This is a genomic window from Nocardia pneumoniae NBRC 100136 (assembly GCF_000308755.1).
GTDB classification, from domain to species: Bacteria; Actinomycetota; Actinomycetes; order Mycobacteriales; family Mycobacteriaceae; genus Nocardia; species Nocardia pneumoniae.
On the sequence record NZ_BAGF01000042.1, the window covers coordinates 100,700 to 112,306 of the forward strand.

Sequence of the window (11,607 nt, forward strand, 5' to 3'; positions counted from 1 at the left end):
GCACCGCTCGGCACTTCACCCGTTCCGGGTGGCTCCGATATCGCCCACCCGTCCGGGATGAAATTTCCGTAACGACCGCACACGATCGGATCGAGCCGACTTTCCGCTGGGTACGTTCCCGGAGCTAGGCGCGGTAGTGATTTGTCAGCACGGCCTGGGAGGCACGGTGACCACATCGCACGTTCCCGCTCTACGCCGCATCCCTTCCGCAGCGGAAACAGCGGCCGAGATACCGGCGTTGCCCTTCACGCCGATTCCGCGTACGGACCTGCTCGCCGCCGTCGACGCGGTCTCGAACGCCGACAACGGGGGTGTGCTGCTGATGTGCGCGCCCGCGGGGACCGGAAAGTCCGTCCTGCTGGCCGACTGGGCCACCCGGCACGCGGCGGGCGAACCGGATGTCGCGTGGCTGACCATCACCGATGAACTCGACGACCCGGCCTCGCTCTGGCCCGCGCTGCACACGCGATTCGGCATCGCCACCGCGGAGCACGGCGGCCCGCCGACCGCGGGCGCCGCGGCGCTCGTCGACGCGCTGGCCACGCGGGCGACGCCGACGGTCGTCGTACTCGACGACGCTCATCTCATCGGCGATCCGCTCGCGCTCGCCGGAGTCGAATACTTCCTGCACCATGCGCCGCCAACCGTCACGACGGTGCTGTGCGGCCGCTTCGCTCCGCCGATCCGCTGGCATGTGCTCGATCTCCAGTCGCGCCTGACCCGCTGGAGCATGAGCGATCTCGCATTCACACGGGACCAGATCGACGCGTTGTGCCGCGACCACGGCTGCGAGCTCACCGACACCGAGCTGGACACCCTCGGCACGCTGACCCAGGGCTGGGCGGCGCTGGTGCGCATCGCCGCGGCCCATCTGGCCGCCCGGTCCGACGATCGGGCCGCGGCGCTGGCCATCCTCGCGCGACCACCGCGCGCTGTCGCGGAGTTCCTGGTCGGCGAGCTCGTCGAGGACCTGCCGCCCGCGCTGCGCCGATTCCTCACCTGCACCAGCATTCCCGAGTCGTTCACCGAGCAACTCGCCGACGAACTCGTCGGCGGCGGCGCGGGGCACTATCTGCACGAACTCGACCGAATCCATTTCCCGATCAGCGCGGACTCGCGCGATGGCCAGGTGTGGCACGCCTGTCACCCCATGGTGCGGGCCTATTTTCGTGCCGAGGTCCATCGGCTCGGGCCGCGGCTGTGCGGGGAGTTGCACGGCCAGTCGGCTCGGTGGCTGCGTTCCGCGGGCCTGCCCGCGACCGCGCTACCCCATTTCCTCGCCGACTCCGACCGGGAGAGCCTGTGCGAGTTCCTGTCCGACTGCGCGCTGCGGATCGTCCTCGACGGAGCAGGCGACATGTTGTTCGACGGGCTCGCCCGGTCGGCGCCCACTTTGCTCGACGACCCGTTCCTGTGGCTGGTGCGGGTGGTCGACGCGCTCGTGCACGGCAGCACCGCCGCCGCGGTCGCGTGCCTGGACACGGCGTTGGCGCGCCGTGCGGGCAAGGCTTCCTTCGCCCCCGCCGAACGGGTGGACGCCCTCGCGCTGGCCGCGACGATCGACGTCGCGGCGACCACCGGGGCCGCGCTCGGCGAATTCCGGGACGAGACCGCGCCGACCGGGGATCCCGATCTCGACGCGTACACCGCGATTCAGGTTGCCAGCGGGTTGGTCGGCAGCGGCGCGGTCGCGCGCGGGGAACAGTTGCTGCGCGCGAGTCTGGCCTTGGCCGAGCACGCCGGACGACCGCGGTTGGTGCTGCGGGCGCTCACCCGGCTCGCGCTCGCCGCGAACGCCGTCGACGCCGCCACCGTGATGCGTGACCGCGCGGCCCACGCCCTCAGGATCGCCGACGCGCACGGATTGCTGGAGGCGACCGACGCCGTCCAGGCGACCGCCGTCGCCGCCTACGGTGCCTACCTGCAAGGCGAGACCCCCGATCCGGCGCAGGTGAGCGCCGTCCTCGCCGAGCACGTCGAGCACGACGGGTCGTGCGGCCCGGTCGCCGGGTGGCACGGCCACGTGATCGGGCGGCTGCTCGACCTCGAGCGGACCGAGGAGCCGTCGGCCGCGGTGGAGGCGCTGCGCCGGAGCCTGCTCATGCTGGTGGAGCACCGGGCCCTGCCCTCGGCGACCGGCAGCCTGATCCTGCCGGTGGTCTGGGCGCTGCTGCGCGTGCACGATCCCAGGACCGCGCAGCTGCTGGTCGAGCGAGCCCGCGGCATCCTCGGCGACCTGGCCGAGGTCCGCATGGCCGACGCGGCCCTGAGCGCCGCGGCCGATCGTCCCAAGACGACCTGCGCCATTCTCGAACCCCTGCTCGACAACACGATCGAGCTGCGTCCGGTCAGCGCGATCACCGGATGGTTGCTGTACTCCTCGGCCCAGCACGAGGCGGGTGCGCCGGCCAAGGCCTTGGCCGCCCTGGAGAACGCGTTGAGCGCGGCGGCGCCGCAGCGCCTCGTCCGTCCGTTCCTCGACATACCTGCCGCGCTGCCCCTGCTGGACAGCTACGCGGGCCGTTTCGGCCGGTCGGAGAGCTTCGCCGCCGGGATCCGGCGCCACCCCGCGGTACGCCGCAGGTTGGCCTACCCCGCGCTGACGCGCACCGAGATGACCGTGCTCAAACAGTTGCCGTCCGGCCGCACCGCCCAGCAGATCGCCACCGACCTCGGCGTCTCGGTCAACACGGTGAAGACCCACTTGCGCGGTATCTACGGCAAATTGGGGTCGAATTCCCGGGTCGACGCGCTCGAGCACGCCCGTCGCGGCGGACTGCTCTGACCCGCACCGGGTTCGGCGCCTTCTCGGTGCCGGGAGCGGCCGTACGCTGATGTATGGCCCTCTCTCGTCGGGAAGTGTTACGAGCAGGCGCCGCGGGATCGGTCGCGGTGCTGGTGGGAACGGCGGCGGCCGGCAGTGCCCGGTTCCCCGCGCCGCGCTGGCCGGGCGATCCGTTCGCGTTGGGCGTGGCGTCCGGGGATCCCACTGCTGACGGTGTGGTGCTGTGGACGCGACTGGCGCCGGATCCGCTGGCTCCGGACGGGCTCGGCGGCATGCCGCTGGACCCGGTGACCGTCGAGTATGAAGTCGCCCACGACGAGCACTTCCGGCAGGTGGTGGCCCGCGGAACAGCGCTGGCCACCCGCGCCCTCGCCCACAGCGTGCATCCGGAGGTCCATGGTTTGGCGCCGGATCGCTGGTATTTCTATCGGTTTCGGGCCGGTTCGGCCATATCCCCGGTCGGGCGCACCCGTACGGCGCCGCCGCTGGGACAGCCGTTCGCCCGGCTGCGCTTCGCGTTCGCCTCGTGCCAGTCGTGGAGTTCGGGCTACTACACCGCCTATGACCACCTGAGCCGGGAAGACCTGGACCTGGTCGTGCATCTGGGCGACTACATCTATGAGCGCGCCTGGGTGAACGGACGCGCGGGTCTCGCGATCGGTCCGGAGTTCCGCGGCGAAGCCGTCGATCTGGCGGGCTACCGGCTGCGGTACGCGCTGTACAAGGCCGAGCGACCGTTGCAGGCCGCGCACGCCGCGTTCCCGTGGCTGGTCACCATGGACGATCACGAGGTCGACAACAACTGGGCCGCCGCCACGCCCGGCATCGGGCTCGACATCTGGCGCGTGCCCGCCCTGTTCCGGCGCCGCCGGGCCGCCGCCTTCCAGGCCATGTACGAGCACCAGCCACTGCGCAGCACCGCCCTGCCGTCCGGGCAGGGCATGCGCCTGCACCGCCGCTTCCGGTTCGGCGATCTCGCGGAGATCACGATGCTCGACACCCGTCAGTACCGGACCGCGCAAGCGTGCGACGGCGCCGTGGTCGCCGGCTGCGCCGACCGGTTCTCCCCCGGCCGCACCATTCTGGGCGCGCGGCAACGGGATTGGTTGATCGAGGGCTTCACCCGCTCGCCGGCCCGCTGGCAGATCATCGGCAACCAGGTGGGCATGAGCCAGAACGACACCGACCCGGGCCCTGAGGTCAGGGTGTCCACCGACTCCTGGGACGGCTACGTCGCCGATCGCAACGCCGTGCTCGGCGCCGCCGCGGACCGCGGTGCGGGCAATCTGGTGGTGATCACCGGCGACCGGCACGAGAACCATGCCGCCGATCTGCGGCGCGACTACGCCGATCCGGAATCACCGGTGGTCGCGGCGGAGTTCACCGGAACCTCGATCACCAGCAACGGCGACGGCGCCGACCTCACCGCCAAAGGCCGCCTGCTGCTCGCGGCGAACCCCGACCTCAAGTTCTTCAACGCGCAGCGCGGATATGTCCGCGTCGAGCTCGATCATCGAGTCTGGCGCAACGACTTCCGCGTCGTGCCCTATGTCCGCCGCCCCGGTGCGCCGATCCACACCCGCGCCAGTTACGTCGTCCAGGATGGGGTTCCCGGCGTCTCCGAAGCATGGAGTCCCGACAGCCCGGTCGCGCTCCCACCCGAGCCCCAGGCCACCAGCCAGGCCGAAGCCACCCGCGGCGGCCGCTGACCAGGCGGGTGCCCTGCCGAACGTTCCGGCGAGGCCGATGCGCGACTACTGCGGACGCAGGACCAGCACGGTGATTTCGCTCGGCGCGAAGACCCGCAGCTGCGGCCCCCAGAAGCCGGTTCCCCGGCTGGTGTAGAGCTGGGTATCGCCATGGCGGCTCAGCCCCGCGACGACGGGCTGGTCGAGCCGGACCAGGTAGTGGAAGGGCCAGATCTGGCCGCCGTGGGTGTGGCCGGAGATCTGTAGGGCGACACCGGCGGCCGCGGCGTCGGTGATCTGCTTGGGTTGGTGGGCGAGCAGCACGACCGGCGCGCCCGGGTCCGCACCCGCGAGCGCGGCGGGAAGGTCAGGGCCATGACCGGCCAGGCCGATGCCCGTCGGGTCGTCGATGCCCGCGATCACCAGTTGGTCGTCGCCGCGGCGCACCGTCACGTGCTGGTTGTGCAGCGGTTGCCAGCCCAGCGACCTCATGTGGTCGATCCAGCCTTGCGCGTCGCCGAAGTACTCGTGGTTGCCGGTGATGTAGAACCGGCCGAGTTCGGCCTCGACCTTGCCCAGCGGATCGACCTGCGGGTGCCGCTTCGCCACCGAGCCGTCGGCGAGATCCCCGGCGTGGCAGGCGATATCGGGACGTTGCGCGTTGACCACGTCGACCACGCGCTCCGACCAGCGCAACCGGTCGAGCGCGGCGAAATGGGTGTCGGTGACGACCACCAAGCGCAGACCGTCCAGCGCCGGTCCGAGTCCGGGGATGGATACCTCCACGGTGCGGACCCGCGGCACCCGCCGCGCTTCGACCACGCCCCACACCACGAGCACGGCCGCGGCGGCGAGCACGCCCGCCGCGACGATCCGGGAGCGTGCCGGATCACCGACCCCGGCGACGGCGAGCCCGAGGCGCGCGAGATTGCCGAGCACCGACCAGCTGAACACCACCCACATCACGCCCAGCAGCGTGTCGCCGACGATCGAGGCGGCATCCGACTGCGCGGATCCGTGGCCGAGATACATCGACGTGGGCAGGCAGCAGAACGCCACCGCGAACAGCGCCGTACCGAGCCAGAACAGCGGGCCGGTTCCCTGGGTGGGCGCCGCCACCAACGTCCACCACGGCAGCAGGAACAGCACGGCGGGAATTGCCAGGAACAGGACCAGGCGGGATACATACTTCAAGAGGGCTCGTCCTCGTGCGCGGGTGTAGCGCGCGGTCCCTCCCCCGGCGCCATGGGCATTTCCGACGATAGCAGCGGTTATGCCACGCCGAGGCGCTCGGCGGCGACGGCGAGATCCTTGTCACCGCGGCCGGACAGGCACAGCACGACCACCGAGTCCGCACCGACCTCGCCGCGGTCGGCCATCTCCAGCAGATGCCCGACGGCGTGGGCCGATTCCAATGCGGCGAGAATGCCTTCGGTATGGCTGAGCGCCTGCATCCCGCGCAACGCGACGGCGTCGGTGGCCGCGCGATAGCTCACCCGGCCACTGTCTTTCAGATGGCTGAGTTCGGGGCCGACGCCCGGATAGTCGAGTCCGGCCGCGATGCTGTGGGTTCGCGCGATCTGGCCGTCCTCGTCCTGCAGCAGGTAACTGTAGGAGCCGTCGATCTCACCCGGGCTGCCCATGCTCAGCGTCGCCGCGTGCGCGCCGGTGTCGATTCCCAGCCCGGCCGCCTCGACACCGATCAACCGCACCTGCGGGTCGTCGGTGAACGGGTGGAAGACGCCGATGGCGTTGCTGCCGCCGCCCACGCAGGCGAGGACGTAGTCGGGCAGTCTGCCTTCGACGCGCGCGATCTGGTGTCTGGTCTCCGCGCCGATCACCGTCTGGAAATCCCGCACGATCCGCGGGTACGGCGCGGGTCCGGCCGCGGTGCCGAACAAGTAGTGGGTGGTGTCCAGATTCGCCACCCAGTCGCGGACCGACTCGCTGATGGCGTCCTTGAGCCGGCGCGATCCGCTGTCGACCGGTCGCACCTCGGCGCCGAGCAGGTTCATCCGCACCACGTTCGATGCCTGGCGCCGCATGTCGTCGGTCCCCATGTAGACCACACAGGTCAGGCCGAGCATCGCGCACACCGTCGCCACGGCCACGCCGTGCTGGCCCGCGCCGGTCTCGGCGACGATGCGTCGCTTGCCCATCCGCCGCGCCAGCAGCGCCTGCCCCAGCGCATTGTTGATCTTGTGAGCGCCAGTGTGGGCCATGTCCTCGCGCTTGAGATAGACCCGCACGCCAGGCACGCCCAGCAACTCGGCGAACCGCCGCACCTGATGCAGCAGCGTGGGCCGGCCGACACGGTCGCGCAGCAGTTCCCGGTACTCCGCGACGAAGCTCGAATCGGCTTGCGCGAGACGGTAGGCCGCTTCGAGATCCAGCAGCGCGGCCATCAGTCCTTCGGGCACGAATCTGCCGCCGAAAACGCCGAATCGCCCGCGTTCGTCGGGAAGTACCTCGTGCCGGAACCCGTTCGCCGCCACGTCGTGATCAATCCTCATCAACACCAACGCTTTCACCGCCACAGAGCCGACGGGTCAGTCTGTTCCGCTCGCACTAGCGCAAACCCACAGGTCGGCAACAAGCGAGTTAACAGACTCTAGATCTGTCGGATGGCGGGGGCCTTCTCACTGGTGGAGGCGATCGAGACGCCCGTGCGGGTAGCGCGTGCTACCGGTCGGCGGGCACCGTGGCGGAGATCTGCGCGACCAGCTGCCACGGCCGCTTGGTATCGGTGGTCGCCTTGCCGCTGGTGAGGATCGCTCCGGACAGTCCGCGCGCCGGGTCGGCCCAGCCGTACTGGGTGGTCAAGCCGCTGCGCCCGAAGTGCGATCCGGTGTCGCGCCCGAACTTCGACCTGCGTCCGCCGAGTTCGAAACCCGCTCGGCTGACTCGTCCGGCCACGCCCGGAATCCACCGGGCCGGCCGCACCGCGTCCTGCAGCGTCTCCGGCCGGATGATCCGGCGGCCGTCGGGCGCGCCGCGGGTGAGGATCTCGTAGAACCGCGAGAGTTCGGATGCGGTGGTGATCAGATTGCCCGAGGGCAGCTCGGCAGTCAGGAAGGCGTCGGTCGCCGCGCGGGACGCGCGGTCCATGCGCCCGCCGATCGCCTTGCCGGCCAGATAGGTCGCCACCCGCGACGGGGCGGGACCGATCTTGACGCTCGGCACCACCTTGTCCACGTCCTCGGGACGCACGCCGAAATTGGTCCAGCGGAAGCCGAACGGCTCGAGCACCTGTTCGGACAGATGCTCGCGCAGGCGCTTTCCCGTCGCCCGCCGCACCAGCAGACGCAGGATCAGTCCGCTGGTCAACGCGTGGTACACACGAAAGCGTCCCGGCTTCCAGCTCGGCACCAGATCGGCCAGCGCGCGCACGGCCAAATCCTCGTCGAGCACCAGATCGACGCCCTGATAGGGCGGCGTGACGAAGGGGATCCCAGCGGAGTGCGACAGCACGTCACCGATCGTGATGGCGGCCTTGTCATTCGCCGCGAACTCGGGGATGTAGTCGGACACCGGATCGTCCAGGCCGAACGCGCCCTGTTCGATGAGCATGAACATCAGCGCACCGGCGACGCCCTTCGCCGTCGAGAAACCGCAGAACGGCGTCTCCGGCGTGGCGAGCACTTCGACCGCGTCCGGTCCGTCGCCGGGCGCGTTGCCCCAGCCATGACCGATGGTCCGGTTCAACGCGATCCTGCCGTCGCGGCGCAGGCACACCTGGATGGCCGGGGTCGTGCCCAGGCGATACCACGCGAGCACCGACTCCCACACCGACTCGACGTCGGCGCGGCTGAGCCCGGCGTCCGCGGGATCGTCCTCCGGGCCGCGGGTCGTCACGGCATCCAGGTCCTCGGTGATCGCCACCGATTTGGCCGTTAGTGCGCTCACCCGGCCAGCTTATCGGCCGCGCGCCGGTGCTGTCGGTGCGCGTTGGCTCACAGCGGCGCCGATTGCCACCATTGGTCGAACAGGTCCTGGCCGGTGTGGTGATCCCAGGAGACGTCGAGGACCACCCAGGCCCGGGCTGGGTCGTCGAAGCCGACCGTGAGCAGTCCGATGTTGCCGCCCGGGTAGTAACTCGAGCGCACTCGTCGGGATCCGGATGTCTTGCGCCAGGTGTCCTGGCGTGTGGTGTCGTTGTCGATGCCGGTCTCGAAGGTCGAGTCGCGCCGGGGTCGCCGCGCCGCAATGACCATACGTACCAATGGATTCCATTGTCCTGTCGGCATTCCAGCGCGGGCGCGCCACCGTTGTTGACGACATCGATGGCGGTGCAGCGCGCGCCTTGATAGCCCATCCCTTGCGGAGTCACCGAGAGGAATCCGCAAACAGCGCGACAAGGTCGGCATTGCGGCCCAAGGCGGGTGAGGCCGCGGCGGTGCTCGGCGCGGTGGGCTCTCGCGAAGCGGATTGCGTTGTGCTACTGGGTATTCCCTTGCCCGCCACAGTGCTGCCTCCCACGCTCAGGGCAACGACGAGCGCGGTGACCAGCAGCAGCACTGCGGCCGCTGCTACCAGCAGCACTAGGAGCCAGACGTGCGGGTCGGGTATGCCGACGAGTTCCCGGCGCGGCGGGGTCAGTGCCCCAGCCGCGGCGGCGGCCAGTGATCCGCGACTGTCGTAGCGGTCAGCGGGGCGCTGCGCCATCGGGTGGTCGCTCGCCCGGCCTGGGCCTCCGGCTCGGCTCAGCCGCCGTTGAGCGAGCGCTCCTTCAGTTTCCAGTGGTTGTCCCACCATGCCTGCACGACCGCTGGGTCGGCGTTCCATGGCGGGGGCGGGGACTCACCGGGGAAAAGGAAGGGCTCGTTGGGTGCATCGGCCGGAGCCGGAGCAGGTTCCGGTGCCGTCGTCGTCGGACGCGGCCGGTGCGTCGGGGGCTGGGACGGCTCGGGCTGACCCGGCAGCAGGTCGGGAGGCATGGGCGGGGGCGGGCGTCGGGCTGACCGGGCAGTTGGGCCTCGGGTGCACCGGCGGGAGCCGGAGCAGGTTCCGGTGCCGTCGTCGTGGGACGCGGCCGGTGCGTCGGGGGCTGGGACGGCTCGGGCTGACCCGGCAGCAGGTCGGGAGGCATGGGCGGCTCGGGGTCACCCGGTAGTCGGGCCTCGGCTGACGCAGGAGGCGGCGCGGGCGGCAAAGACGGTTCGGGATACGGAAGCGTCGTCGCCGGATCGACCGCAGGAGGCGATCCCGCCGGGATCGGGTTGACCCGCTGGGCCTCCGGCATGGGAGCCGGAGCCGCCGCGGGCCCGCGAAGCTCGGTGTTCGCCGGTCGATCCTCCGGCGCCTGTACGACCGCGACCGCGGCTCCGCCCGCCAAGGCGGCGATGGCCGCCGCGACCAACATCGCTCGCCCCGGATGACGCCGACCCCCCGGAACCGCTTCCACCGGAACGCTGCGGAAGGGTGCGGCGGCCACCAGGGCGGCGCCGAAAGCGGCCGCGTTGGCGAAGTGGGGCGCGATGATCACGGCTGCGCCGAGTTCGAGCCGCACTGCGGACACCACATCCGGGCTACCCGCCGAGGTGCCGCAGAGCAAGACGGCGTCGGGCCGCGATCCGGCCGCTTCCAGACCCTCCCGGATCCGGCCGATCGCCTGCCCCGCCGTGTCGGCGTCGACGACGCCGGACGACCAAGAGTCCGAGGCCAGGATCTCGTCGCGCTGCGGCCCGACCACGATGTAGGACGTGTGGTAGCCGACGACCTCCAGCACCAGCAGGGTGCCGTACTCGGCCACGTCCGGTATGTCGTCGAGCAATGCGAGCAGAGCCGTTTTGAGCGATACGAGCGACGAGGAACGCCACGATGCCGACGACAGGCCCGACACGATCGCCCGACGCTCGGGCACCGTTCGGTACGCGACGGCGACGTCGTCGATCGCGATGTCGGCGTCCGCCCGCGTCAACGCATCGAGGACGGCGGCGACCGACGCGGCGGACGATTGCTCGACCGGCTGTTCCACCTCCCGCAGCACGGCCGGCGGCCCACCTTGCCGCACCGAGAGCACGACGCCGCGCACCACGGTCTGCTCCGCTGATATTCCGACTGTGGCCATGAATTCACCTCGAATCGAATGCTCTTAATAGAGGTTCGTTACGGGGTTAGCCAACGATTGGCCCACTCCACCCAACGGTTACCAATGGGGCGGTCACAGAGCCCGCTGATATCTCTCCACCCGCAACCATGCGGTGGTGTGGCACGCGACTTCATCCCATCCGGCATTCAGAGCTGCCGGACAGTCGACAGGGTGTCCACCTCGGCCCGCCGGTGCAGGCGGAGGCGATGCGGCGAAAGCGCTCCCCTATCCGCTCGCATCCGTGCCGCGGAGTGGCACACGACAGCACCGTATCCGGCATTCAGGCCTGCCGGACTGCCGACAGGCGTCCACCTCGGCCCGATCAACCCGCCGGTGCAGGCGGAGATGCGGCAGGAGTACTCCTCTATCGCCCGCATCCGCGCCACGGAGTGGCACACGACGACACCCCGTCCAGCATTCGGGCCTGCCGGACTGTCGACAGGTGTCCCCTGTGCCCGCCGGTGCAGGCGGAGGCGATGCGGCGAAAGCGCTCCCCTATCCGCTCGCATCCGTGCCGCGGAGTGGCACACGACAGCACCGTAACCGGCATTCAGGCCTGCCGGACTGCCGACAGGCGTCCACCTCGGCCCGATCAACCCGCCGGTGCAGGCGGGGGTGGTGGTCCGGGGAGGGGGATGACGATGCCGAAGGGCAGGGTGATGCCTGGCGGAGGGGCGGGGGTGGGTGCGGGTTCGGTGGCCGGTTCGGGCTGGGGCTCGGTGGCCGGTTCGGGTTGCGGGCTGGCGGCGGTCTCGGGATCGCCGCCGGGCGCAGCCTCGGAGCCGGGGGTGCCCGGCGCGGCAGGTGCGGGCGCACCCGGCGCGCTGCTGGGCCCGGGAACGCCCGGCGCCGTGCTGGGTCCGGGAACGCCCGGCGTGCTGCCGGGTCCGGGTACGCCGGGGGCAGGGCTGCCGGTACCGACACCGGCCGGGATACACCCCGCGGCCTGCGGATCACCCGCCGGTTGCCCGGCGGTCGCGGCCGCGCCCGGATCGCCCGAGCGGGCAGCGCCCGGATCGCCCGCACCGGGTAGCTGCCCCGGC

At 70.9% G+C, this 11,607-nt stretch carries 8 protein-coding genes and 1 pseudogene; 2 read left to right on the top strand and 7 right to left on the bottom strand.

Annotation, left to right across the window (positions count from 1 at the left end; genetic code table 11):
- Nucleotides 1-166: 166 nt before the first annotated feature.
- Together ON34_RS13610 and ON34_RS13615 are read left to right on the top strand one after the other, a co-directional pair.
- Nucleotides 167-2,785, top strand: coding sequence for a helix-turn-helix transcriptional regulator (locus ON34_RS13610; RefSeq protein WP_157172293.1), 2,619 nt, complete (start codon nt 167-169; stop codon nt 2,783-2,785).
- 53 nt (nt 2,786-2,838) lie between these two features.
- Nucleotides 2,839-4,494 carry an alkaline phosphatase D family protein gene (locus ON34_RS13615; RefSeq protein WP_040779290.1) on the top strand — a complete coding sequence of 552 codons (1,656 nt, stop codon included), beginning with the start codon at nt 2,839-2,841 and terminating at the stop codon, nt 4,492-4,494.
- Nucleotides 4,495-4,539: 45 nt separating this feature from the next.
- Here the strand turns inward: ON34_RS13615 and ON34_RS13620 are convergent, their stop codons facing one another.
- The 7 genes and pseudogenes from ON34_RS13620 to ON34_RS36045 form a co-directional block, all read right to left on the bottom strand.
- Nucleotides 4,540-5,667: a metallophosphoesterase gene (locus tag ON34_RS13620; RefSeq protein WP_040779293.1), complete on the bottom strand. Its 1,128-nt coding sequence runs from the start codon at nt 5,665-5,667 to the stop codon at nt 4,540-4,542.
- A gap of 77 nt (nt 5,668-5,744) precedes the next feature.
- Nucleotides 5,745-6,986 (bottom strand): tryptophan synthase subunit beta, encoded by a 1,242-nt coding sequence (gene trpB, locus ON34_RS13625; RefSeq protein WP_051022511.1) that lies wholly within the window; start codon nt 6,984-6,986, stop codon nt 5,745-5,747.
- Nucleotides 6,987-7,155: 169 nt separating this feature from the next.
- A complete protein-coding gene (locus ON34_RS13630) occupies nt 7,156-8,379 on the bottom strand; it encodes a serine hydrolase (RefSeq protein ID WP_040779296.1) in 1,224 nt (407 codons plus the stop codon).
- Nucleotides 8,380-8,426: 47 nt separating this feature from the next.
- Nucleotides 8,427-8,687 (bottom strand): hypothetical protein, encoded by a 261-nt coding sequence (locus tag ON34_RS13635; protein ID WP_040779299.1) that lies wholly within the window; start codon nt 8,685-8,687, stop codon nt 8,427-8,429.
- Between the two features lie 112 nt (nt 8,688-8,799).
- Nucleotides 8,800-9,138 carry a hypothetical protein gene (locus ON34_RS36040; RefSeq protein ID WP_157172294.1) on the bottom strand — a complete coding sequence of 113 codons (339 nt, stop codon included), beginning with the start codon at nt 9,136-9,138 and terminating at the stop codon, nt 8,800-8,802.
- A 64-nt stretch (nt 9,139-9,202) separates the two neighbouring features.
- On the bottom strand, nt 9,203-10,543 hold the full coding sequence (locus ON34_RS13640) for a hypothetical protein (protein ID WP_040779303.1): 1,341 nt from the start codon (nt 10,541-10,543) through the stop codon (nt 9,203-9,205).
- 613 nt (nt 10,544-11,156) lie between these two features.
- A pseudogene (locus ON34_RS36045) lies at nt 11,157-11,607 on the bottom strand (hypothetical protein); the annotation flags it as partial.